General features: G+C 23.6%; 23 protein-coding genes. 4 read left to right on the forward strand and 19 right to left on the reverse strand.

Features of this window, described 5'->3' with window-relative positions; all coding sequences use genetic code 11:
* Window positions 1-12: 12 nt before the first annotated feature.
* From T364_RS10955 to T364_RS0102695, 15 genes are read right to left on the reverse strand one after another with little or no spacing between them, the layout of a single operon-like run.
* The gene (locus tag T364_RS10955) at window positions 13-1,014 is read right to left on the reverse strand and encodes a glycosyltransferase (protein WP_051532618.1); all 1,002 of its coding nucleotides are present in this window, start codon (window positions 1,012-1,014) and stop codon (window positions 13-15) included.
* The gene (locus T364_RS10365; protein WP_245596532.1) at window positions 1,004-1,804 is read right to left on the reverse strand and encodes a UDP-galactopyranose/dTDP-fucopyranose mutase family protein; all 801 of its coding nucleotides are present in this window, start codon (window positions 1,802-1,804) and stop codon (window positions 1,004-1,006) included. Before T364_RS10365 ends, T364_RS10955 begins: the two co-directional genes overlap by 11 nt.
* The gene (locus tag T364_RS11260; protein WP_245596540.1) at window positions 1,792-2,118 is read right to left on the reverse strand and encodes an NAD(P)-binding protein; all 327 of its coding nucleotides are present in this window, start codon (window positions 2,116-2,118) and stop codon (window positions 1,792-1,794) included. Before T364_RS11260 ends, T364_RS10365 begins: the two co-directional genes overlap by 13 nt.
* Window positions 2,119-2,129: 11 nt before the next feature.
* Complete coding sequence (locus T364_RS10370) at window positions 2,130-3,011, reverse strand: glycosyltransferase (protein WP_051532619.1); 882 nt, start codon at window positions 3,009-3,011, stop codon at window positions 2,130-2,132.
* A gap of 52 nt (window positions 3,012-3,063) precedes the next feature.
* Window positions 3,064-3,843 carry a WaaS/CpsH family glycosyltransferase gene (locus tag T364_RS0102645; RefSeq protein WP_483788271.1) on the reverse strand — a complete coding sequence of 260 codons (780 nt, stop codon included), beginning with the start codon at window positions 3,841-3,843 and terminating at the stop codon, window positions 3,064-3,066.
* On the reverse strand, window positions 3,840-4,070 hold the full coding sequence (locus T364_RS0102650; RefSeq protein WP_027128198.1) for a hypothetical protein: 231 nt from the start codon (window positions 4,068-4,070) through the stop codon (window positions 3,840-3,842). The genes T364_RS0102645 and T364_RS0102650 overlap by 4 nt, the downstream gene beginning before the upstream one ends.
* A gap of 14 nt (window positions 4,071-4,084) precedes the next feature.
* Window positions 4,085-5,254 (reverse strand): glycosyltransferase, encoded by a 1,170-nt coding sequence (locus tag T364_RS0102655; RefSeq protein WP_051532620.1) that lies wholly within the window; start codon window positions 5,252-5,254, stop codon window positions 4,085-4,087.
* 9 nt (window positions 5,255-5,263) lie between these two features.
* Window positions 5,264-6,448: a glycosyltransferase gene (locus T364_RS0102660; RefSeq protein ID WP_027128200.1), complete on the reverse strand. Its 1,185-nt coding sequence runs from the start codon at window positions 6,446-6,448 to the stop codon at window positions 5,264-5,266.
* Between the two features lie 9 nt (window positions 6,449-6,457).
* On the reverse strand, window positions 6,458-7,549 hold the full coding sequence (locus T364_RS0102665; protein ID WP_027128201.1) for a glycosyltransferase family 9 protein: 1,092 nt from the start codon (window positions 7,547-7,549) through the stop codon (window positions 6,458-6,460).
* 2 nt (window positions 7,550-7,551) lie between these two features.
* Window positions 7,552-8,100: an acyltransferase gene (locus tag T364_RS0102670; protein WP_035945249.1), complete on the reverse strand. Its 549-nt coding sequence runs from the start codon at window positions 8,098-8,100 to the stop codon at window positions 7,552-7,554.
* A 3-nt stretch (window positions 8,101-8,103) separates the two neighbouring features.
* Window positions 8,104-8,889, reverse strand: coding sequence for a glycosyltransferase (locus T364_RS0102675; RefSeq protein ID WP_027128203.1), 786 nt, complete (start codon window positions 8,887-8,889; stop codon window positions 8,104-8,106).
* 19 nt (window positions 8,890-8,908) lie between these two features.
* The gene (locus T364_RS0102680; protein WP_245596542.1) at window positions 8,909-9,892 is read right to left on the reverse strand and encodes a polysaccharide deacetylase family protein; all 984 of its coding nucleotides are present in this window, start codon (window positions 9,890-9,892) and stop codon (window positions 8,909-8,911) included.
* A gap of 17 nt (window positions 9,893-9,909) precedes the next feature.
* Window positions 9,910-10,473 carry a BUD32 family EKC/KEOPS complex subunit gene (locus T364_RS0102685; protein ID WP_027128205.1) on the reverse strand — a complete coding sequence of 188 codons (564 nt, stop codon included), beginning with the start codon at window positions 10,471-10,473 and terminating at the stop codon, window positions 9,910-9,912.
* Window positions 10,474-10,491: 18 nt separating this feature from the next.
* Complete coding sequence (locus tag T364_RS0102690; protein ID WP_027128206.1) at window positions 10,492-11,526, reverse strand: glycosyltransferase family 9 protein; 1,035 nt, start codon at window positions 11,524-11,526, stop codon at window positions 10,492-10,494.
* Window positions 11,527-11,536: 10 nt separating this feature from the next.
* Complete coding sequence (locus tag T364_RS0102695; protein ID WP_027128207.1) at window positions 11,537-12,538, reverse strand: glycosyltransferase family 9 protein; 1,002 nt, start codon at window positions 12,536-12,538, stop codon at window positions 11,537-11,539.
* Window positions 12,539-12,715: 177 nt separating this feature from the next.
* Between T364_RS0102695 and T364_RS0102700 the strand changes: the two genes are divergently transcribed.
* Window positions 12,716-13,918, forward strand: coding sequence for a pyridoxal phosphate-dependent aminotransferase (locus T364_RS0102700; protein WP_027128208.1), 1,203 nt, complete (start codon window positions 12,716-12,718; stop codon window positions 13,916-13,918).
* Window positions 13,919-13,958: 40 nt separating this feature from the next.
* On the opposite strand, the gene T364_RS0102705 is transcribed toward T364_RS0102700, so the two are convergent.
* A complete protein-coding gene (locus T364_RS0102705; RefSeq protein WP_027128209.1) occupies window positions 13,959-18,731 on the reverse strand; it encodes an autotransporter outer membrane beta-barrel domain-containing protein in 4,773 nt (1,590 codons plus the stop codon).
* A gap of 202 nt (window positions 18,732-18,933) precedes the next feature.
* Here T364_RS0102705 and relB point away from each other — a divergent pair, with 202 nt between their 5' ends.
* Window positions 18,934-19,164 carry a type II toxin-antitoxin system RelB family antitoxin gene (relB, locus tag T364_RS0102710; protein ID WP_027128210.1) on the forward strand — a complete coding sequence of 77 codons (231 nt, stop codon included), beginning with the start codon at window positions 18,934-18,936 and terminating at the stop codon, window positions 19,162-19,164.
* A complete protein-coding gene (locus tag T364_RS0102715; protein ID WP_027128211.1) occupies window positions 19,161-19,427 on the forward strand; it encodes a type II toxin-antitoxin system RelE family toxin in 267 nt (88 codons plus the stop codon). Before relB ends, T364_RS0102715 begins: the two co-directional genes overlap by 4 nt.
* Before the next feature lie 160 nt (window positions 19,428-19,587).
* On the opposite strand, the gene T364_RS0102720 is transcribed toward T364_RS0102715, so the two are convergent.
* Together T364_RS0102720 and T364_RS0102725 are read right to left on the reverse strand one after the other, a co-directional pair.
* On the reverse strand, window positions 19,588-20,361 hold the full coding sequence (locus tag T364_RS0102720; RefSeq protein WP_027128212.1) for a type III pantothenate kinase: 774 nt from the start codon (window positions 20,359-20,361) through the stop codon (window positions 19,588-19,590).
* 9 nt (window positions 20,362-20,370) lie between these two features.
* Complete coding sequence (locus T364_RS0102725; RefSeq protein ID WP_027128213.1) at window positions 20,371-21,666, reverse strand: hypothetical protein; 1,296 nt, start codon at window positions 21,664-21,666, stop codon at window positions 20,371-20,373.
* Between the two features lie 221 nt (window positions 21,667-21,887).
* Here T364_RS0102725 and pssA point away from each other — a divergent pair, with 221 nt between their 5' ends.
* Window positions 21,888-22,649, forward strand: a complete 762-nt coding sequence (pssA, locus tag T364_RS0102730) for a CDP-diacylglycerol--serine O-phosphatidyltransferase (RefSeq protein ID WP_027128214.1) — start codon at window positions 21,888-21,890, stop codon at window positions 22,647-22,649.
* A 233-nt stretch (window positions 22,650-22,882) separates the two neighbouring features.
* Here the strand turns inward: pssA and T364_RS0102735 are convergent, their stop codons facing one another.
* Window positions 22,883-23,836: an L-lactate dehydrogenase gene (locus T364_RS0102735; RefSeq protein ID WP_027128215.1), complete on the reverse strand. Its 954-nt coding sequence runs from the start codon at window positions 23,834-23,836 to the stop codon at window positions 22,883-22,885.
* Between the last annotated feature and the right edge of the window lie 7 nt (window positions 23,837-23,843).

Raw genomic sequence — 23,843 nt, forward strand, 5'->3', positions numbered from 1 at the left:
TTTCTCCAAAATTTATATTTTTTTAATTTGATATCTTTTATAAATATATGTTCTTTTCCAAATTTTAAACTGTACTTTTATTTTAGGAATCAAAATACCTTTTATTTTCCATATTTTTTTCTCTAGTTCTAAATCTCTTTTTTTATAAAAATTTAAATAATATAAATATTCATCTAATATTCTTATTTTTAAAAATTTTATTCTATTTATTCTATCTAAATTTTTTAATAATTCTTTAACATATTCTAAAGAACTAAGAGCTATTTTATCTATATTATTTTTTTGATTAGCTTCTGTTGTTATAGATTTTTCTCTATTTAACCTATATAAATAAAAATATTCTTCTATATACACTACTTTATTTGCAATAAGTAGAGTTAATAGTGTATATAATCCATCTTCCATAATAATTCCTTCTTTAAAATATAAATTATTTTCTAATAAAAAATTTCTTCTGTATAAATTTTTCCATACAGAACAATTTAATGATAAATTATTTTTTAATTTTTCTAAAAAATTTTTTCCAGAAAAAACTTTATTCTCTTCTAATATAGTTGATAAATTTTTTGTTAATTCTTTCTTCCCATTTATAAAAGTACTATAATTCCCACAAAAAATATCTATATCTTTTAACATTTGACTTTTTTTATAAAATTTTTCAAATTTATCTGCTACTATAATATCATCTCCATCTATAAACCAAATATACTCACCTCTAGCTTTTTCTATTCCATAATTTCTTGTTGATGATATTCCTTCATTTTCTTTAATATAAGATGTTGCTCTTTTATTTCTCTTACAGTATTCATCTATTATTTTTTGACTATTGTCTGTTGAACCATCATTTATTATTAAAAGTTCATAATCTATATTCTTTAATTTTTTTATTGATTCTAAACATTCTCCAATATAATTTTCTATATTATAAACTGCTACTACTATACTTAAATCTAATTTAGAATCTTTTACTTCCTCCTGCCAATTATTTTTTAACTTATTTTCTTTATTTTTCATCACTTATCACCATATTAACTATACTTAAAGCCTCTTCCACTATTTTATCCATATCATAATATTTATATGTTCCTAATCTACCACCAAAAATAATATTTTTATCTTTTTTAGAAAGTTCCAAATATTTTTCATAAAGTAAATTATTTTTATCATCATTTATTGGATAATATGGTTCATCTCCTAATTTCCATTCTTTAGGATATTCTTTAGTTATAACTGTTTTTTCTTGGTTTCCAAATTCAAAATGTTTATGTTCTATTATTCTTGTATATGGTGTTTCTCTATCTGTAAAATTCATTACAGCAACCCCTTGATAATTTTCTTCTTCTAATATTTCCATTTCAAAGTTCAGTGAACGATATTCTAAATTACCAAATTTATAATTATAAAATTCATCTATCATTCCTGTAAATAATATTTTTTCAGCTATATTTTCATAGTATTGTCTATTATCAAAAAAATTACTATTTAATTGCACTTCTATATTTTCTAATAATTTTTCAATTATTTTTGTATACCCACCAATAGGAATTCCTTGATATTTATCATTAAAATAATTATTGTCATATGTAAATCTTACTGGTAATCTTTTTATAATAAAACTAGGTAAATCTTTTGCATCCCTTCCCCATTGTTTTTCAGTATATCCTTTAATTAATTTTAAATAAATATCTTTTCCAACTAAAGAAATTGCTTGTTCTTCTAAATTCTTTGGTTCTTTAATCCCACTTTCATCTACTTGTTCTTTAATCTTTTGTTTTGCCTCTTTAGGATTAATTACCCCCCCCATAATTTATTAAAGGTATTCATATTAAAAGGTAAATTAAATAATTCTCCTTTATAATTTGCTATTGGAGAGTTAGTAAATCTGTTAAATTCAACAAATTGATTAATATAATCCCATACTTTTTTATTATTTGTATGAAATATATGAGCTCCATATTTATGAATATTTATTTCTTCTATTTTTTCTGTATAAATATTTCCACCAACATGATTTCTTTTATCTATTACTAGACACTTTTTTCCTCTTTTATTTGCTTCATAAGCAAATATAGAACCAAAAAGTCCTGCTCCTACTATTAAATAATTATATTTTTCCATTTTTACCTCTTTTATTTCTTACCTAATTTTCCATTTTTTGCATCATTAATTGCTTCTTTGAAACATAAATATTCTTCCTTTGAAATTTTCTTTTTTAAAAATCTAGATTTCATCCTATAATTTATTTTTAATAAATAAATAAAAAATTCAAACTTAGACATGTATTTTTTCAACATATGAATCCTGTTTCTTATTCCATAATAAGTTTTCCATGAAAAACCTATATTAGCCTCTCCTACATTATGCTCAACTTCCAATTCTGGAAAACATAATATCTTGTATTTTCTACTTATTCTATAAGAATGTTCTGTATCATCATACCATATAAAATAATCTTTTTCAGGTAATCCTATTTCTTTTAAACAATCTATCTTTATAAATGTCCCTACATAACTAAATAAATCTATTTCAAAACATCTTTTATTATATTCTTCTTCTAAAACAAAATTTTCTTTAAACTTTTTATTAATTCTTCTTCTATGCATTACATCTATCTTTCCATTGTTAATAACTTTTGAACAAATAGCGCCAATATTTTTTTCTTTGTTTATATTATGAAATTTTTCAAATAAATCTTTTTTGGGAAAAGCATCATCATCAGATATATAAATCCAATCATATTTAGATGAACTATCTTTTAATATTTTATCCATTCCACTATAAAATCCACCACTTCCACCTATATTTTCTTGAAGAAATAATATTTCTTTTTCAAATATAGATTTAATATTAACCCATTTCTTTAAAAATTCTTTTGTTCCATCTGTACTATTATTATCAACTATTAAAATTTTTTCTGGTTTTTTTATCAAATTTTCATATTTTTTTAAACATTCTTTTAATAACTCTAATCTATTATAAGTTACTATTAAAACTATTATATTTTCTTTCATAATTTTTCCTCTTATCTTTTAACCTTCAATATGTTTATCTTATATAAAGTTTTTAAAATTCTAAATTATCCACTTTTTTAAATATTTCATCTATAAATCCTTTTACAGAATATCTATCTTTTATTTTTTTATCTATTTCTATTGCAGGTATTTTAAAAAATTCTACTGGAATATTTTCTATATCATCTATATTTTTTATAATCTTTATGTTATTTTTATTATAAAAATCATAATTTTTTATATCTTCATTATCTGTTATTATTTTAGTATTAGTTGCTAACACTTCATAAACTCTTAAAGTTAATCCATTTTGATTTTGATATTTCATATCTAAAACTACTTTAGATTTTTTTAATATATCTATATTTTCTAAATATGAAATTCTCTTATTTATTATTAGATTTTTATCATAATTTTTTGGTAAATATTTTTCTGTATTTTTATCTACATAAAGTTTTAAAAAAAATTTTAAATTATTTCTTTCTAAATAATTTTTTAAGTTTTTTATATATTCATATCTTTTTTTATCTCTTAATGCTCCTACATAACATAAACTATATTCTTTTTCCTTAGGTAAATTATTTAAACATTCATTTATAAAAAAAGTTGGTCTAAATATAAAATTATTTTTTTTTGCCTCTATTCTATCATAAGAAAAAATATAATCAAAATATTTTACTTTATTTTCCCAATATGAATATTCTAACTTATCCCATAAAAATAATATCATTTTTACAGATGGATTATTATCTTTTAATAATTTTAAAGAACTTTCTGAAAATTCTCCTCCACTTATAAAAAATATGTAACTTAATTCTTTATATTTTGCTATTTTATTTTTTTTATATTTTCTTCATATTTAATAAAAATTTTTTTTAAATAATTTTTACAACTTATTTTTTTAGTACATTCTCTAAAAAGTTTGTAAATCATTGTTTTTTCTAAATCATTATTTAAAAATATAGTTTCTAGCTTTCTTTCTTTTAAAGCTTCTTCTATATCATTTTTTATATCATTCCCTATTTTTAAATCTTCTATTGAAAATAATACCTTCTTCATTTTTCTCCTATATTTTATTTCAGTATTTCTAAAATTTTTTTACTAATTTTTTCTTTAGAAAAGTCTCTTATCCTTCTTCTAGCTTCTTTTTTATAATTTTCTAATAATTCTCTATTTTCTAGAATATTTAATATCTTTTTAGCTAATTCTTCTTTATTTCCTACTGAAAATAATACTCCTACTTTTCCATTTTCTAATATTTCTTTTGGGCCTGTAGGACAATTTGAAGATATTACTATTCCATTTGCAATAAGACCTTCTATTACAACTGTTGGCAAACCTTCTCTATATGAACTATGCACAAAAAACTTTGCATTTTTCATCCATACATATGGATTTTTTTGAAGCCCCAAAAACACTATATCTTTTTCTAAATTATAATTTTTTACTAAATTTTCTAATATTTCTTTTTGGTCTCCAATCCCAGCAATATATAATTTTTCTTTTATACCATATTTTTCTTTTAAAATTTTATAAGCCTCTATTAAAATATCTATACCTTTATATTTATCTAATCTACAACAAGCAAAAAAATAATCTTTTTCTATCAATTCTTCTTCTTGTTTGTTTAATTTGCTTTTATCTAAAGACAATCTTTCAATTTCTTCTATATCAAAAAAATTATAAATTACTTTGATTTTATCTTTATAATTAGAAAATATTTTTAGAACTTCTTCTTTCATTTCTTCATTTAAAACTATTAAATATTTAATTTTAGAAAGACGTTTTTTAAATAACTTTAAACTTTTTTCTGAATAATTTTGCAATGTTGTATGCTGCCAACTAATTACTCGTTCATCAATTATATCATTAGGTAAAATATTATAAAAATCTATTATACAATCATATTTTTCTCTTAATAAAATTTCTTTTATTCTTTTCTCTCTTTTTTTTCTTCTTTTTAATAAATAATAATTATATTGTAACTTATAAAAAATATTTCTTTGTTTTTTTTCTCTAGAATAATTTAATTTCTCCATAATATTCTTATCAACTATAAATTGATAATTAACATTTTTAGGTATTTTATCTATTAAAATATTTCCTTTATCACCATTATCTTCATTTATTAATAATTGAATTTCATATTTTCCTATTTCTACTAACATTTTTACATAATCTAAAGCTATTTTTTCTGCTCCACCCATTATTAAAGAATCTGTATAAAAAATTATTTTTTTCATAATGGCTCCTTATATTATTTTTTCATATTCTTTCATAATTTCTTCTGTACTAAACTCTTTTATTCTATTTTTTATTCTCTCTTGATATACTTCCAAATTTTCTTTTAATAAAAGACTTTCTAATTTTTCTGATAAATCATCTATATTACTTGTTTTAAATAATACCCCACAACTATCTTTAGTTAATATTTCTTTAGGCCCTACTGGACAATCAGAAGATAAAACTACCTTTCCACATATCATAGCTTCTACTAACACAAGTCCAAATCCCTCATAAAATGAACTATGAACAAATAATTTAGAATTTTTCATCCAAATATATGGATTTTTCTTCTCACCTAATAAAAATATTTTATTTTCTAACTCTTCATCTTGTATCATTTTTTCTATTTTTTCTCTATCAGAACCATCTCCAATTATATAAAGCTTTTCTCTTATTCCTTTTTCTAAAGCTTTTTTATATCCTTTGATAAGAGTATAATAATCTTTTTGTTCTAAGGCTAATCTTGATACTGCTAATATATAGTTCTCTTTTATTAACTCTTTTTCTTTTGGAATTAGGCTTAAATTATCATTTGATAAATATGTTATCCTTTCAAAATCAAATGGATTATATATTCTAACTATTTTTTCTTTTAAATATGGATATAATTTTTTCATTTCTTCTGCCATTTCATCACAAATAGTAACTACTTTATCATATCCTTTTAATTTTAATCCAAATCTAAATAATTTATTTTTACTTTTTAAAAGTTTAGGCATAGAAATATGTATCCAAGCTAATTTATTTGGTATATTAATTTTTTTTATGATTTTATTTTGTCCACAATTAAAATCTATAAATGTATCTATTTTTCCATATTTTTCTTCTATTTCTTTTAAATATAAAAACAAACTTTTATTTCCAATTTTTCTTTCTTTTTTCATTTGAATATTATAAAGCAATTTATAAAATATATTTTTCTTTTTATCTCTATAATATTCAGCTTTTTCTATCAAAGAATATGGTTTTAAAAAATAAACTTCAACTTCTTTTGGAATTTCATCTAAAAAAATGTTACTTTTCCCATAATCTTTTTCTACAAATAAAAAAATTTTATATTTATTTTTATCTAAATTCTTCAATACCTCTTGTAATACTCTTTCTATTCCACCCATTAAAAGACTACCAGTTCCTATTACAATATTTTTCATAACATCTCCCTAAAATTCTATTTTCTTTAATTCTTCAAAATCAAAAGTATTTATATCAATCTCATCATTTTTAGATACTTTATCTTTACATAATAATACTTTCAAATTTTTAGTTGTAGGTTTCCACACTGCAAAGTTTAATTTATCTGGTGAATAAATAGCTATAAGTTTTTTATTAAAAGCCGAAGCTATATGTACTATTGAAGTATCTGGAGAAATAACTAAATCTGCTTTTTTTATAAATTCTATACTTTGATATATATTTTTCATTTTATTATAAATAAAAACATTATTATAATTTGAATATTTTTTTATATTTTCATATTTATCTGGAGAAAAAACAAAAATTATATTTTTCTCTTGATAATATTCTATTAATTTTTCTATTGTTTCATTATTAAAAGTTCTATGTTTACTAGCACCATAAGGATTAATTACTACTAATTCTTTCTTAGGTAATTTTTCTATATAATCATCTATTTCTTTTTCTATATTTTCTGGTACTTCTACATCATATGATAAGTCTATATTTTCTTTTATTCCTAATTTATTAAGATATGCTTTATATCTTAATGTTATGTGGTCTGTCCATTGAAAATCTTTATTAGGTTCAATAGAAATATCAAACATATTCCAATCTTTTTTAGAAAGCCCTATATTTATTCTAGCTTTACATAAATTTATAAACATCATTTGATATACTCTTAACATTTCAGTAAAATCTATTAGTACATCATATTTTTCATCAGCTATTTCTCTAGCTAATTTTTTTATATATGAAGATTTTTTCTTAAATTCATATATTTTATCTACATTTTTATTATTTTTTATAATATCAATAGCTCCACCTCTAGTAACTACTCCTATTTTAATATCTGGATATCTTTTCTTTATCTCTCTAAACATAAGAGTATTTACTGTCATATCTCCTATTTTTCCATCATATCTTAAAATCAAAATTGACTTTACATTTTCATCTTTTATTAAATTATCAGTTTCTATATTTAACTTATTTTCTTTTCTATCCCAAATATATTTTCCTATAGCAAGTCTTCTAACTCTCATATAGTCTTGAAACATTCTATTTATTTTTCTTATCATATTTACACTTCCCAGTTTATATTTTCTTTTACAATTTTAGCAGGATTTCCTACTACTAATACATTTTTCTGCTCAATAGATTTTGTTATAACAGAATTAATTCCTACAACAATTCCATTAGATATTTTTACATTTTTTAAAACTATTATATTATCTGATAACCATACATTATCCCCTATTTCTATATCTCCATCAGTTTCTATCAAATTTCCATCTTGATATATTTTATGTCCATCAGAAGCCATTAATTTTATATTTCTTGAAAACATACAATTTTTCCCTATTTTAATTTTATGATTATTTCCTCTTAAAATTAAATATGTATTTTCTCCTATTATTGTATTATCCCCTATTTCTATAATGTTATTTTCCCCTCTAATTTCAAAAGATATTTTTTGGAGATTAACATTATTACCTATAATAATTTTATTTCCTTTTCCTCTTAAAGTCATTTTACTATTTCTAATTTTATTTTTCCAATTATTAATAATTTCATTTCCATTATCTACTTTTATTTTATTTCTTAGATAAAATATTATTTTTCTTATCATAATTTATTCCTCACTTTTTATTAACCCATTTCTTGTATACCATTCATTTTTTTGCTTACTTTCATAATAAATACTAGCATTCTTTTCAAATTCATATGTTCCGCTTGTACTATGCCATAAATGATATTGAATTATTGTATTTTTTAAAGCTATGTATTTTACATTAACTTTTTTTAATCTCCATTCTAAATCAGTATCTTCTCCTACTCCTGGAAATTGATATTCTTCATTAAAACCATTTATTTTATAAATTATATCTTTAGTAAATCCCATATTTGAACCTAAAAGATTCAATCTTCTTTTTTTAGTTTTCGTTATTAGTGGAAAATATATGCATTCTGTCCAAGCTTTACTATATGGAAAAATTAAATCTACTAATCTAATTTTGTAATTATTATTTTTTAAAATTTTATTTGTTAACTCTTGGCTCATTTCACATCTTCTACCAAAAATAATATCATATCCTTTTTGAAAATATTTATTATAATTTTTTAAAAATTTATTATGTAATATACAATCTCCATCTATAATTACAATATTTTCACTGGCTATTTTTATAGCTTCATTTAAAATTTTACATTTTCTAAAACCTATATCTTCTTGAAATACATGTTTTATTTTAAAAGAAAATTCTTCTTTCCATTTTTTTATATTTTCTTTCATTTCTTCTTTTTCACAATCTTCTGCTATTATAACTTCAAAATCTTTAAAAGTTTGTTTTTCTATCGATTTTAAAACTATATATAAAAAATCATATTTATCATAAGTTGAAATTATTAAAGATATCATAATTTATTTCCCTCTAAATTCATTTTTTATTATATTTTTTAGCCTTATATTGTGCATATTTTGGCGATATTTTTCTAAAAAAATCTAATAAAGAAGTTCTATCTATAGCTATTCTTCTAATATCATATAAATCTTTTGTGAATATCCCTTCCCCTGTATCAGTTGATACAGCAAAGGAATACCCCTTTTTTCTTACAATTTCTTTTGTGCTATCTTTTCTATGACCAAAAGGATAAGCAAAAGTTATTATTTCTTCTCCTAATCTTTTTTCTGTTATTTTTTTATCTTCTTCAATTTCATATTCAGCTTCTTTATCTGTTGCTTTATGAAAATCTAAATGAGTTAAAGTATGCCCTCCAAATTCTATAAGTCCACTATTTAACATCTCTTTTACTTCAATGTCATTTAGTAATTTAAATTCTTTTTCCCCAAAACTATTTATAGTCCATTGATTATTTTTTAACCCAGAAACAAGAAATATAACTGCTTTCATATTATATTTTTTTAATAAAGGGAATAGGATTTTATAATTGTCTTCATATCCATCATCTACTGTTAAAATAATATATTTTTTTAAAAATCTATTTTGTAATCCTATTTTTTTTAAGTCTTTAAAAGTTATTGTTTGATATCCTAAAAATTTTAATATTTTTAAATGTAATTCAAACTGTTTTTTGGTTACAAATATTTTTGCTTTTCCAGAATCAGATTTTTTTTCCATAAATTGATGATACATTAAAATTGGAATTTCATATTTTTTTATTTTTGCATAATGATTTTCAAATTCTAATATATTATTTATCTCTCCATATAAATAAGGAATTTTTAAAAATTTTTCACAAAAATCTAAAATAACATTTTTATTTTCACTATATATTATATTTCCTTTTTTTAAAAAAGTACTTAATATTCCATTAAATAAAGTTATTTTTATTATATTATTTCTATTTTGATTTAATTCTTTTATTCTATCTTCTTTACTATTTATTAAATAAATATTCATTTTTCTCACTTTCTAAATTAAACTTTACTTTTTATTTGTTCATATATAAAATTTGCATTTAATCCTTTTTTTATTAGTTTGTTATTTATTATTATATTTAATTTCTCCCTTAATTTTTTCAACATTTTTTCTTTGTTAAAAATAAAAATTTTTTCTTTTTTGTAATCTTCTAAATCTAATACATAAAGTTCTTCATTAAAAACTATAAAATTTCCAAAATGAAAATCTGCATAATATATTTTTCCTTTTATTATTTTCTCTAATATTTCTTCATATTGAAATATATATTTTTTTATTTTTTTCTCATCTATTTCTATATCTAAAATCTCTGCTAAAGTTTTTCCTTCAATGCTTTTAGTAATTACATAATATTTTCCATAATCTATAATTTCAGCTGTTTTTATTCCTAATTTATTAAATAAACTTGTCATATATTTAAAATTATATCCTGGATATCTTCTTATTCTAAAAAAATATAAAATTCTTTTTTTTATTTTTGGTTTAAAAATTTTTATATAAACATTCTTCTCACTATCATAAATTACTTTAGAATATTTATCAAAACTAATTAATTTTTCCATAATTTTTCACTTTCTTTCTTAAATTACATTCTTTACAAACTTATCAAAAGTTATATAAAACTCTTTCACTAATCTCTCTGGAGTTATTAAGTTAAATATTTCCTCCCAAGATAAATTTCCATAATCCTCTTGAATATCTCTTGAAATTATTCCTCTATGTTTTTCTCCTCCAAAAGGTATCCAGCATTTTCTATTGGATTCAGGCCAAAATACTGCAAAGCTTGGTATATCTAAACCTTGAGCCATATGTCTTGCTCCACCTTCATTTCCAAAATACATATCACAATTTGAAAATAAAGCTAATAAGTCTCTAACAGATTTTGTTTCTATATTTGGAAATACATTTTTACTTCTATCCATCATTTCATATACTTTATTTACATATTCTTTTTGGTCAGAAGTTCCAAAACATATTAGTTGTATATCATTATTTTTTTCTAGTATCATTTTTAAAGTTTTTACCATACTATCTATTGGATAAACTTTATGCATATATTTAGCTGTTACAGAACAAGCTATAATAGGTTTAGAAAAATCTATTCCCTTTTCTACCATTTGTTTTCTTAGTTTTTCTTTTTCTTCATCAGTTACATATAGTCTAAAATTAGTATCATATTTAATATTGTATTCTTTTTCTAAAGGTTCTACTAATCTTAATCCTTTTTCTACCTCATTTTTAAATTCTGTAGGTTCTTTTATTTTATGAGTATATGTAAATCCTCTATGTTTACTATATCTTCCTATTCTATATTTTGCTCCTGATAAAAATGTAAACCATTCACTTTTAGGGTTTGACATTAAATCTATTACTATATCATATTTTTTTCTAGTAATTTTATACACTTCCCATAAATATCTAAAAGCATTATTTTTTACTTTATTAGTAATAGTAATGGTATTAAAATTTTTATCCTCTTTAAAAATAGGTGCTACATGTTCATAACAAACAAAATCAATTTCAGCATCTGGAAAAGTTTTTCTTAAAGTATTACATACAGGTGTAGCAAGTATAGCATCCCCCATTTGTTTAAATCTTACAACTAATATTTTCATAACCTGACCTCTATTTCAACATCTCTTTTATTTTATTAACCACAAACTCTGTAGTTATATTTCCATATATTTTATCTTTAGTATAACCTGAATATTCTTCAGAGATATTACTTGATACTATTCCTTGATATTTATCTCCATAATTTTCTATCCAATTATGATTATCCAAAAACAAAGTAAAACTTTTTACTTCCATTCCTTGAGAGATATATCTTTCTTGACAATCATTTCCAAAAATAAATTTACAATTTGCAAAAAATCCCTTATAGTCCTCAATAGAATTTAACTCTAATAGATGAATTTGTTTTTTATTCTCTATTTTTTTATAGGCTTCTCCTGTAAAAAATTTTCTTTTTTGTGAATGATAAATTACAATATTACATTTTATCTCTTTAGCCAATGAATTCATAATTTCAATTAATTTTTCAATTGAATAATGTTTTTTATACCCAAATAGTGAACATGCAAAAATAGGTACAGACACATCTATACCTTTCTTTTTCATTAATTCTTTTATTTCTTTTTTCTTTTCATTAGTTATATCTAAAGTTATATCTCTTGTATAAATAATTTTTGTGTTCTCTATTTTTTTCAATGGCTCTAAAAATTCTAAATTCTTAGAAACCTTATCTACATACATTTTACTTTTTGGTACAAGATAACTACATCCCCAATTAAATATTTTATCTTTTTCATATCTTATCTTATATTTTGTTCCAAAACTTAAAAAAGTAAACCAACCACTTTTTCTAGTAGAAGTTAAATCTATAATTATATCATATTTAGTTTTTAAAATTTTTCTTACTCTAAAAATATGTAAAAAAGTTGTTTCTTCTTTAGGTATTTCTATCATTTTATTGATAGACTTATGATTTTTTAACACCTCACCATATTCTTCAAAAACCACAAAGTCTATTTCACTTTTTGGAAAAGTTTTTTTTAAAGAATTTACAACAGGAGTTGCTAAAACAATATCCTCTAATTTTTCAAAATTTAAAACTAGAATTTTCATAACTATCCCCTTTCTAGTTATTATTACTTTTTTTAATTATAGCATAGTTTTTTAAAAAAAATAATACTATTTTAAGAAAAATACCTAGATATTTTTAAGTATACTTGTAAAAGCACTTCCATTTATTTGTAAAATATTATATAATATATAGAAAAAATAAATAAAGAGGTGTAATATATGAATATTTCTAAAAGAGTTAATAATATAAAAGTTTCTCCTGTAAGGAAATTAATACCTTATCAAGAAGAAGCAGTAAGATGTGGAAAAAAAGTTTATCATTTTAATATAGGTCAACCAGATTTACCAACACCACCAGAGTTTTTTGAATTTATAGCAAACAGTGGTGAAACAACTTTAAAATATGCTCATTCAAAAGGAAATTTAGGACTTCGTCAAGCAATGAGCAGATTTTACAAAGAAAATTTTAATTTAGATTTCAATGAAGAAGAAATTCTTATAACTTGTGGGGGAAGTGAGGCATTACTTTTCGTCCTTTCTACAATATTTGATGTTGGTGATGAAATCTTAGTATCAGAACCATATTACGCAAACTATAATAGTTTCTTTGAAATGCTTGAGATAAAAGTTAATGCTTTCCAATCAAAAGCAGAAGAGGGTTTCCATCTACCAGCAAAAGAGGAAATCTTAGCAAAAATTACTCCTAATACTAAAGCTATTCTTCTTACAAATCCTGGAAATCCAACAGGAACAGTTTATACAGAAGAAGAATTAAAAGTAATTGGAGATATTGCAAAGGAATACAATCTTTTTGTTATAAGTGATGAAGTATATAGACTTCTTTCTTATGATAATAAAATTGCTACAAGTATGGGAGCTTTCCCTGAATATGCAGAAAATACTGTAATTATAGAATCAATTTCAAAAACTTATTCAGCTTGTGGAGCTAGAATAGGAGCTATTGTTAGTAAAAACAAGGAATTTATGTCAGCTGTTTACAAATTATGTCAAGCAAGACTTTCTGTATCAAGTCTTGATATGATAGGAGCAGAGGGATTATACAACACATTAAGAAAAGAATATTTTGATAAAAATAGAGCAATCTATGAAAATAGAAGAGATGTAATATTTGAGGGACTTCAAAAAATAGATGGTGTAAAAGTTACAAAACCTGAGGGAGCTTTCTATGTTATGGTAACTCTTCCTGTTGATGACAGTGAAAAATTTGCTATTTGGTTACTTTCATCTTTTGATTGCGACGGAGAAACTGTTATGCTTACTCCTGCTCAAGGATTCTACAAAACTCCAGATGCTGGAAAACAACAAGTTAGAATTACTTACTGTTTAGAAGAAGATAAAATTAAAAAAGCTCTTAATATCCTAGAAAAAGGATTGATTGAATACAACAAATTAAACAAATAATTTAAAAAGGCTGGAAAATTTCCAGCCTTTAATATTATCTTTAGAATTTATAACTAAAGCCTACTTTAACATATTCTCTATCTCTTTTTCCAAATTCTTTTCCTAGTTCTACATTAAAGCTAATATTTTCTAAATCTACTTTTGTACCCAATGAAGCTTTTATATCATCATTATTCATTTCGTTATTAAATAATTCTACTTCTCCACCATTTATAGAAATTTTTTCATCTTTAGAAATATTTCCTAATTCATATCCATAACTTAATATTCCATATATTTCTGCTGTATCATATTTTTTACCTAATTTTAATCCTATTTCTGGTATTACTGAAGTATAATCTTGTGATTTAAATTCTAAGTTATAAATATCTCCTGTTTCTTTAAATCCCTTTATTTTTCCATAATTTGCATCTAAAGAGAAATATGGTTTCATATATAATGCTTCTCCATATTTTTTACTTATTTCTCCATTAAGACCAATAATATATGAGTCAAAATCTGAATTTACTATTTTTCCTTGTACTCCTCTATCCATTTCATGGAAATTATATTCACCTGATAATCCAAATTTAATATCTAATCCACCATAATTTAATCTTTGTTGTAATCCCATATGAATAGTTTGAATCTTCTCTTTAGAATCTTTGTCATAATCTATATCTGAATATCCATATCCTAAAGTTCCATATAGATTTTCTCCTAACTTCATAGCTCCATTAAATCCAGTCATTTTACTTTCATATCCATCTATATCATTTTTACTATCCACTTCAGAATATCCACCAATAAATTCAATATTAAAATTATAGTCACTTATGTTATCTATTACTGAATTATCATATTTTACAAACTCATCTTTTATATCAAAGATTTGTCTTGAAATACTTAAATACTCAGTTCCTGATATATCCGCTATAGTACTTCTTAATTCAGCTATTGATGAAGATGAAGTAAATATATTATCTACTAATTCTTGTTGAGTTGATGTTAATTCTTCATATTTACCATTATTTTCTAAATAGTTATCAAATAATCCAGCTACAGCCATAAAGTTTTTATTTACATAATCTGAAACTGAATTATCATTTCTTTCTAATGTTCCTTTTAAATTTCCATCATCATCTAACTCTGTATTAGCATCATAGAAAATTGAGTTTGAAGAGACTTTATAATTTTCTCCTAATTTCACATCTCCATTTACTATTGTTCCTAAATCGTAAGAATCTTTATATGTTCCTTTGGCTATAGTAGTATCTAATTTTACATTTCCATTTAAATCAACATTGTCAGCATTTATCACTCCTACTTTACCATCTGTTGTGGTTCCTACTATATATGTTGCTCCTTCTCCTATTGTAACATCTCCTTCTGCATTTATTCTTCCTTCATTTTTAAATTTAGAAGTTTCATCAACCATCATTGCCAATCCTTCACCTAATGATTTATCAATATTTATAACTCCTGTAGAACTATTGTAAATATATCCACCATTAAGTGCCATCATTCCACCATAAGCTCCAGCTCCTACATTTATTGTCCCTTTATTTATCGCTTGACTTCCTTGTCCTTCTGCTGTCATACCATAAGAATTTTTACCTACATTTATTGTTCCTTCATTTGTTACTGATGAGTTTTTATAGGATGACATTCCTTCTGCATTTTTTCCATTAACATTAATTTCTTTTTTATTTATTGCACTAGCGCCATCAAATACTTCTATTCCTACTCCATTTGCTCCTGTCATTGTAATAATTCCTTCGTTTATTATTTCTGTTCCATAATCTTTTCCTGTCATTCCAACAACATAAGTATAAAGGTTCTCATTTTTTTCATTCGTTATGTTTTCTCCATTTTTTTCTATGTATTCTTCATATCCATCTTTTATTTTTACAGGGTTAATAATAATTTCTCCTTTATTAGTTGCAATTGCTCCTTTAGAAACATTTATTCCTACTCCTGAGCCTGTTAAATTTATTTTTCCTGTTTCTCCATTAACTATTGTAGTTCCTGCTCCTTCTCCATTTATTCCTACTACTTTACTATATAAAGCACCCCATTCACTCTTATAATCTGATACAGCTCCATTTTCTTCTGTTTTATCTGATGAAGTCATACTTCCTAATAATTCCATAGAGTTCATTGTTATATTTCCATTATTAGTTACTGTTGCTCCATTAATAGCATTTATTCCTACTCCTGAACCTATTATTGATATTATTCCATTTTCTCCATTTTCTAAACTTCCACCATTACCATTCATTCCTATAACCTCAGAAGCTAGTTGATTAACTTTCATTTCTAAGTTAAAGCTTCCTTTTTGGTGTGTTATTGTTATATCTGAATTAATTAAGCTAGAAGTTAATTCTATTTTTCCATCATTTTTTACATTTGAATTTATTGAATCTATGCCATTTACAAATCCTGTTCCTGTTATATTTCCTGAATTTACAATATTTTGAGAATCCTTAGCAACTATTCCTGATAGCATAGTTTCATTTACAGTAAAGTTATCTATAACATTTTGTATCTCATCAAAAAGCTTTTCGTCTGATATATCGGATGGTATAACTTCATTTCCTAAAATTTTATTTTCATCTTTTGGTGCTTCTTCAATGTTAATTTTTCCTACATTTTCTAGTATTCCATTATCAACTACTTCCATTCCAGCTAAAGCATTATATTCAACATTTATTGTTCCTTTATTTGTAATTTTACTTTTTACTCCTTCAGCTTTCATCCCAGAAGAATTTTCCCCAACAGTTATTATTCCTTCATTAATAGACTGAGCTCCATTATAGGCTGTCATTGCATAACCATATGAATCCTCTCCTATACTTGATTTTGCTTCAATTATCACTGTTCCTTTATTTATACTTTTAACATTTCCGACTGCAGATATTCCTTCTACATAACTTCCAGATATATTTATTAACCCTTCTTTTTCATTAGTTATTACTGATAAAACATCTAAATTTTCATTTTGTACTTCTATTCCATAACTTCCTTCTTTTTTATTACTATTAATTTTAATAATTCCTTCGTTAGTCACATTTCCTGAGTTACTTTTTATTCCATATTTATATTCATTTAATGAATTTTCTATATTTAATGAATCCTTTACCTCTATTATTCCTTTATTAATTATATCGCCATTTAGTGAGTATCCTAATATTCCATATCCACTATTTTCAACATTTATTCTTCCTGTTTTATCATTTATAATAGTTCCAATACCTAATCCAGACATTCCAGAACCTAATCCTATTACATTTATTGTTCCATTATTTCTAACTATAGTTTCTTCTTTTTTTCCTTCTATTGGCCCATCAAAAGTCATTCCTGTATTAGCTGAATATCCATCTATTTGTATTTCAGAATTACCATTAACATTTATGATACCATCATTTATTATTTCTCCTTTAGTATCATTCAATTTCATTCCTATAACTACTTTATTTCCAGTTACATTAATAACTCCACTTTTTTCATTAATTACTTTTAAATTGTCTTTTAAAGAACCACTTACTTTTATTCCATAAACAATTCCATTCTCACTTGTATTTGAAACTGTTACTTTACCTTTATTAGTTATTATCTCTTGTTTTATTCCTAGTTCTTGATTCTTTTCTCCTCTCATTGCTTGTATCCCTATAGTGTATGTTTCCTCTGTTGAAGATACTTTTATTTCTCCTTTTTTTTCATTTATAAAATTTGAATTTAGATCAGCTAAAACTACGCCTCTATTATCTGTATCTCCATTAACTACTATCATTCCATTATTAATTCCTTTTGAATTATTATTTAATTCAATTCCAACTGTAAATTCATTTGAAACATCTCCTTCTGTTTCATGTTTATTTTTTCCATTTACAATTATATTTCCATTATTTTCTATAGTAGCATTTCCATATCCTACCATTCCCAAACCATTATTTTTTATATTTATATTTTTATTATTTATAACTTTAACATTTCCTTTACCAAGCATTCCTATTACATTATTCCATTTATATCCTTCTCTTATATTTCCCTGTTCATTTTCATTGGTTTTGTAATAGTATATATTTGATTCCATTGTAATTATTCCATTATTTATTATAATTCCTTGAGAAGATGTTTCTCCATTTATTCCAATTGAATAATTATTTTCAGCTTCTTCTATTACTTCGTCTACTCTATCAGATATAATATTTATATTTCCATTATTTTCTATTTTTATATTTCCATTCGCTTTTATTCCATTCACAAATAATCCATTAACATTTATTGTTCCTCTATTTTGAATATCTGAATTTTTCCCGTATATTCCTATTGAATTGTTTCCAAAAACAGTTATCATTGCATTATTTACTAGTTTTCCATTTTCATTATAAATTCCTATAGAATTTCCTTGTTTCAATAAATTATCTAAATTATTTGAACCAGTAGATAAAAATTCCATTGCTAACATTGCTAAATAAGTATTAGAATTTTTTTTAGTAATTGATATATTCCCTCTATTATCTATATCTCCATTTAAAACAGCTATTCCTACAATTCCTTCTGTTCCTTTAGTTAATGTCACACTTCCTTCATTATTATAGTTTTTATTATTTAAAACAGTACTATCTGTTTTAGCTTCAGTATTATTTATTGTTTCTCTTGGAATATATGAAGGTCCTGAAGAGCTTCCTCCTCCACCTCCACCACAAGCAGTCAAAGATAAAACTACACTTCCTGTTATTAAATATTTAACTAATGTTTTTACATCAAAAGAAACCTTTTTCTTTAGATATCTTTTAAATAGCTTCTCTTCTTTTGACATTTTATTCATAATATATCACCCCTTTTTAATTCCTTTTTTAAAATTATACTCTTGAAATATATTTTTTTCAATCTTTTTATATAAAAAAAATTTTTTTATAACTTTTTTTAAACACTATACATATTAAAATTATAAAATATTCAATTTTTATAAATAAATTGACATTTTCTTTATTTTGTACTACAATGGTAATACAAAAGAGGTGATAAAGATGGCTGTTATATCTTTAAGATTAAATGAAAATGAAGAAAAATTATTAAGAGAAGTTGCTGAATTTGAAGGTGTAGGATTATCTTCTTATTTAAAAAAAATAATTTTTGAAAGATTAGAAGATGAGTATGATTTAAAATTAGCTAATGAAGCTTATGAAAAACATATGAAAAATGGTGGGAAAACTATAAAATTTGACGACCTTGTTAAAGAATTAGGAGTTGAATTATAGTGTATAAAGTTGATTTTTCTATTGAAGCTGCTAATTATATTAGAAAAATGGATAATTCAACCAAAACAACTCTTTTAAAATGGATTAACAAAAATTTAATTAATTGTGAAGACCCTAGAATCCACGGAAAATCTTTAACAGGTAATAAAAAAGGAATTTGGAGATATAGAGTTGGAAATTATAGAATATTGTGTAATATCCAAGATGAAATTCTTACAATATTAGTTTTAGAAGTAGGACATAGAAGTAAAATTTATAAATAAAAATAATAATAGGAGGCAGAGATGCCTCCTATATTAATTATCTATAAAAACTATCTAAAAAGGTTTTTCTGTTGTCCGCCAACTTGTTAGTCTAATACCTAACTTCTATTTCGGATTTCCTTTTTTATATTATACTATTTTTTTTAAATATAGTCAATTATTATTCCTTATTCATTTTATAAAGAGTATATATTCCTCTTATACTTAATTTTGAACTACATTTATCAATTTCTTTTACATATTCACCAATGATTTTACTAAAACCTCCAGTAGCAATTACAAAACAATCTTCTCCAACTTCCTCTTTTATTTTTTCAATAAGATATTTAACTTGTCCAATATATCCAAAGAAAGTTGCAGACTGTATTCCTGTTACAGTATTTCTTCCTAATACACTTTCAGTTTCACAAAACTCAACCTTAGGAAGTCTAGCTGTAGTTCCAAAAAGAGAGTTTATATATGTTCTTGGCCCTGGAAAAATTCCACCACCAATATAAGTATTCCCTTTTAAAACTTCATAAGTTGTAGCAGTACCAAAATCAAAAATTATTAAATTTTTATCTGGATACTCTTTTAAGGCTTGAACTACATTTATTATTCTATCAGCTCCCATTCCAGAAGCATCTATATTATCAGCAAACTTAAAAGGTATTTTTTGACTGACACTTACTACAAATACATCTAACCCAAAGTATTTTTTTCCAAATCTCTGTAACATACTAGTAATTACAGGAACAACAGAAGAAACCATTATCCCTTCAATATCTTTTACCTCAATATTATTTATATCCATCATACTTTTAAAAAATCCCATAAATTCATCTTCTGTGATTCTATCATTAGTACGATTCCTAAAAGTATTTTCAACGATTCCTTCTGAATTTAAAATACTAGTTACAATATTAGTATTTCCTACATCAAAAACTATATACATAATTATCTCCTATTTACTAAAAATATTTATAAATTCTTCCAATTTATTTTTTATTTCTTCTTTAGCTTGATTGATTTTTTCTCCATATTTTTGATTAAATTCTTTTTTAATCTTATCAAGTTCTCCTATATCTCCACCTAAATAAACAGCCACTTTTTCAGCTAGATTACTATTTACAAATACTTTATTAAATTGAGGATTATAATTATATTCCACTTTAATATCATTTATTTTTTCATCAGTTCCGCCAACAATTACATCTATTCCATCTTTATCTCCTAATAGAGCTTCTGAAATATTTTCCTTATGTAAAATTAAATCTTTAACATCTAATTTTCCTACTACAGAAATCTCATCATCTTTAAGAATAATTTTTTGAACTAAGTTAGCCTTTCCAGATACAAAATCTTTTTCTTCTAAAAATTGTGAAACTTCCATATTTTCAAATTTCATATCAATTTCACCAACAAAAGTTACAAGATTTAAAACTCCTGTTATAGAACTTCTTTCATCTCCAGCATTAGCTCCCAAAGTGAATAATATATCTTTATTCATTTTTGATTTATCAGTAGTAACTCCTTGAACTACTCCAAATAAATTTCTTCCTAATAATTCTGTATTTACACTTAAATTTGCAATTTCTACTACCCAAGTATCTTCTTTTAACTGAGCTTCATTTTCTTTAAAGTTATATTTCATAGAGTGATATTTATCCACTATATCTGCCATATAGTCTGTAGCTATATTAGAAAGTTTATAATCAACATATTTATCTACAACTGGAATTGTTGTACCTAAAAATACAGCTTTAAGTCTATTATTTCTTTCTAAATCATCAGCAGACATTCCAGATATCATAATTTTATAGTTATTTATGAAATTAGTTGCTATAGTTTTAAATTCATCACTTGTATATTCTTTATTTGCAAGTTGATATTCTCCATTTCTTACAGGAGTTTTTACATTTTTTCTATCTGTTTTTTTATTAAGTTCTATATCTCTAATCTCTAGATTTTCTAAAGATATTTTTTTATTTACAAGCTCATTAATTTTTATATTTGTAGAAATATTTTTTATATAGATAGCATCTATTGAATCATCTTCTTTACTTTCTATTCCTAAACCTTTTAATTCTAATTTTTCTTTAAAAACAAAATAATCTACTCCATAAATTCTTACTTTTGTTTCTAAAGAATTGGTTAATTCTTTTTCCAACATTTTCTTTATAAAGACATCTTTTAATCCAAAGAATCCAATAACTATTAATATTACAAAACAAATTACAATATTTACAATTTTTTTCATTTTTTCTCCTCTCGTAATCTATATCTAGTTTTTAATATATAGATTATATCACAGTTTATATTTTTTCCTCAATAATAAAATATATATTTAAAAATTCTTATATTAACTTAGACATAATTTTAATGGTTTTTTCTTTAAAACTACAAATAAATTGAAAAAAAATGAATAATATGGTAATATATAATGTAAACTTATAAAATCTAAAAATTGGAAGTGATTATATGGTAGAAAAAAAATATTTAGCACCAAATGGAATTACTGCAGCTAATATGCTTCTTGGTTATCTAAGTATTACAGCCTCTATAAAAGGAAATGTTACTCAAGCTATCTGGTTTATATTTTTAGCAATGGTTTGTGATGGTCTTGATGGTAAAGCAGCAAGAAAATTTGACGCTTTTAGTGAATTTGGAAAAGAATTTGACTCTTTCTCAGATGCCATATCTTTTGGATTAGCTCCTAGTATACTTGTTTATTCTATACTTTCACAATATCCAAAATATGTAACTTTGGCTATGCCTGTAGCTTTTATATATGCTCTTTGTGGAGTAATGAGACTTGTAAAATTCAATGTAGTTACAGTTGCTTCTAATGAAAAAGATGACTTTAGTGGAATGCCTATTCCTAATGGAGCTGCTTCTATAATTTCTTATCTTTTAATTTGTGATTCTATTAATAATTTTGGATATAATTTATTTAATGTAGAAACTTTTATATCTATTACAGTTATAGCAGCTATTCTAATGGTTTCAACTATTCCATTTTTAACACCAGACAAGGTATTTAATTTTGTACCTAAAAAGTTTATGCCATTATTTATTATATTCGTTCTAGTAACTTTAAAATATAGTATGTTTATCTGTTCTTTCTATTATATAATTTATAATTTATTTCAATATCATTTGTATAAAAAAGAACTTAAAAACTCTATAGATAATGATGTAGAAGAAATCGAAGAAATTAAAGAAGAAGAAATTGAAAAATAAAAAAAGATAATTTAAAAGAGACTATTATAAAATAAATATTTTGTAACAGTCTCTTTTTTTACTACTTTTTTATTTATTCATTGACTTTTAAAAAAAATAATTTATAATATACATATAAATACCCGTTGGGTACTCATGTGTTAGATTAAACAAGTTCAGATAGAAGCTCTCAAGAGATTGAGAGCTTTTATTCTGCTCTTAAATATATCCTCAACCTTCGGGATACTAAAATTTTATAAGCTTAGAGCAAGTTTATAATTTTTCTTCATAATTTCACAAGAAGCTTTAAATTTCTCTAAATCTTCTCTTGACATAGGAAGCTCTATGATTTTTTCTACTCCATTTTTTCCAAGAATTGCTGGTACACTGGCATATACATCAGTTTCTTCATATTCACCTTTTAATAAAGTTGATACCATACAAACCTTTCTTTCATCAGCAAATATTGTCTTTATAAGCTCTACACAAGAAGTCCCTATTCCAAATTCTGTAGAACCTTTACCATTAAGAACTAACCAACCTCCATATCTTGCATCATAAGCTATTTTTTCTAAATCAAGATGTCCATAAGTTTCTGGTTCCTCTTTCATTAAATCAAGCAATGATTTTCCAAATATTGTAGCCACAGACCATGGCACCATTTGAGATTCTCCATGTTCTCCCATTACATAAGCATAGATTGATTTTTGGTCTATATTTAATTCTTTTGATAAAGTTTTTCTAAGTCTAGCAGAGTCTAATGTTGTACTTGTTGATAATATTCTATTTGCTGGATAATTTAATTTTGCTTGTAAATAATAAGTTATAACGTCAGCTGGATTAGAGATATCTATAATAATTCCTGAAAATTTAGAATTTTTTATTCCTTCAATTACAGATTGTAAACAATTAACAGTTTTTCCTAAAGTATCCATTCTTGTTTCACCTGGCTCTGGTAAAGGTCCAACAGAAACAACAATTATATCAGCATCATCAACATCTGAATAATCTCCAGCTTTTACTCTTACCCTATGTGGTAAATATACTACAGCATCATGAGTATCTTCTGCTTGAGCTATAGCTTTGTTTTTATCTATATCTATATAAACAAGTTCATCACAAACTCCTTGTGTCACAAGTGAAAATCCTACATGAGAACCTACATGTCCTGCTCCAATAACAACAACTTTTCTACTTTTAATTTCCATAAATCAA

The sequence above is a fragment of the Fusobacterium perfoetens ATCC 29250 genome (genome assembly GCF_000622245.1).
GTDB lineage: Bacteria > Fusobacteriota > Fusobacteriia > Fusobacteriales > Fusobacteriaceae > Fusobacterium_B > Fusobacterium_B perfoetens.

Coding starts and splice junctions, on each gene's coding strand:
- T364_RS0102700 (WP_027128208.1), top strand. CDS start 12,716: ATGAATATTTCTAAAAGAGTTAATAATATAAAAGTTTCTCCTGTAAGG.
- pssA (WP_027128214.1), top strand. CDS start 21,888: ATGGTAGAAAAAAAATATTTAGCACCAAATGGAATTACTGCAGCTAAT.
- T364_RS10365 (WP_245596532.1), bottom strand. CDS start 1,804: ATGGGGGGGGTAATTAATCCTAAAGAGGCAAAACAAAAGATTAAAGAA.
- T364_RS10370 (WP_051532619.1), bottom strand. CDS start 3,011: ATGAAAGAAAATATAATAGTTTTAATAGTAACTTATAATAGATTAGAG.
- T364_RS0102675 (WP_027128203.1), bottom strand. CDS start 8,889: ATGATATCTTTAATAATTTCAACTTATGATAAATATGATTTTTTATAT.
- relB (WP_027128210.1), top strand. CDS start 18,934: ATGGCTGTTATATCTTTAAGATTAAATGAAAATGAAGAAAAATTATTA.
- T364_RS0102735 (WP_027128215.1), bottom strand. CDS start 23,836: ATGGAAATTAAAAGTAGAAAAGTTGTTGTTATTGGAGCAGGACATGTA.
- T364_RS0102685 (WP_027128205.1), bottom strand. CDS start 10,473: ATGGAAAAATTAATTAGTTTTGATAAATATTCTAAAGTAATTTATGAT.
- T364_RS0102660 (WP_027128200.1), bottom strand. CDS start 6,448: ATGAAAAATATTGTAATAGGAACTGGTAGTCTTTTAATGGGTGGAATA.
- T364_RS0102725 (WP_027128213.1), bottom strand. CDS start 21,666: ATGAAAAAAATTGTAAATATTGTAATTTGTTTTGTAATATTAATAGTT.
- T364_RS0102680 (WP_245596542.1), bottom strand. CDS start 9,892: ATGAATATTTATTTAATAAATAGTAAAGAAGATAGAATAAAAGAATTA.
- T364_RS0102695 (WP_027128207.1), bottom strand. CDS start 12,538: ATGAAAATTCTAGTTTTAAATTTTGAAAAATTAGAGGATATTGTTTTA.
- T364_RS11260 (WP_245596540.1), bottom strand. CDS start 2,118: ATGGAAAAATATAATTATTTAATAGTAGGAGCAGGACTTTTTGGTTCT.
- T364_RS0102705 (WP_027128209.1), bottom strand. CDS start 18,731: ATGAATAAAATGTCAAAAGAAGAGAAGCTATTTAAAAGATATCTAAAG.
- T364_RS0102690 (WP_027128206.1), bottom strand. CDS start 11,526: ATGAAAATATTAGTTGTAAGATTTAAACAAATGGGGGATGCTATACTT.
- T364_RS0102665 (WP_027128201.1), bottom strand. CDS start 7,549: ATGATAAGAAAAATAAATAGAATGTTTCAAGACTATATGAGAGTTAGA.
- T364_RS0102655 (WP_051532620.1), bottom strand. CDS start 5,254: ATGAAAAAAATAATTTTTTATACAGATTCTTTAATAATGGGTGGAGCA.
- T364_RS10955 (WP_051532618.1), bottom strand. CDS start 1,014: ATGAAAAATAAAGAAAATAAGTTAAAAAATAATTGGCAGGAGGAAGTA.
- T364_RS0102720 (WP_027128212.1), bottom strand. CDS start 20,361: ATGTATATAGTTTTTGATGTAGGAAATACTAATATTGTAACTAGTATT.
- T364_RS0102650 (WP_027128198.1), bottom strand. CDS start 4,070: ATGAAGAAGGTATTATTTTCAATAGAAGATTTAAAAATAGGGAATGAT.
- T364_RS0102670 (WP_035945249.1), bottom strand. CDS start 8,100: ATGATAAGAAAAATAATATTTTATCTAAGAAATAAAATAAAAGTAGAT.